The sequence below is a fragment of the Streptococcus cristatus genome, from assembly GCF_001578775.1.
Classification (GTDB): Bacteria; Bacillota; Bacilli; order Lactobacillales; family Streptococcaceae; genus Streptococcus; species Streptococcus cristatus_A.
In genome coordinates, this window is record NZ_KQ969096.1 from 1 (window position 1) to 276 (window position 276).

A 276-nucleotide genomic window follows, 5' to 3' on the forward strand; every position below is an offset into this window, starting at 1 on the left:
AAAATATATAGTCCGTACGGGATTCGAACCCGTGTTACCGCCGTGAAAAGGCGGTGTCTTAACCCCTTGACCAACGGACCATATTACTATTAAATGGGCACGAGTGGACTCGAACCACCGACCTCACGCTTATCAGGCGTGCGCTCTAACCACCTGAGCTACGCGCCCAAGTTATAAAAACTTGGTATGAACTTCCGTTCAAAGCGGGTGACGAGAATCGAACTCGCGACAACAGCTTGGAAGGCTGTAGTTTTACCACTAAACTACACCCGCTTG

The 276-nt window shown here is 49.6% G+C and carries 3 tRNA genes; all 3 read right to left on the reverse strand.

Annotated features, from left to right (window positions below):
* Positions 1 to 8: 8 nt before the first annotated feature.
* Positions 9 to 80, reverse strand: a tRNA-Glu gene (locus SCRDD08_RS10780).
* A 14-nt stretch (positions 81 to 94) separates the two neighbouring features.
* Positions 95 to 168: transfer RNA gene (locus tag SCRDD08_RS10785), tRNA-Ile, on the reverse strand.
* Positions 169 to 202: 34 nt separating this feature from the next.
* Positions 203 to 273, reverse strand: a tRNA-Gly gene (locus SCRDD08_RS10790).
* Between the last annotated feature and the right edge of the window lie 3 nt (positions 274 to 276).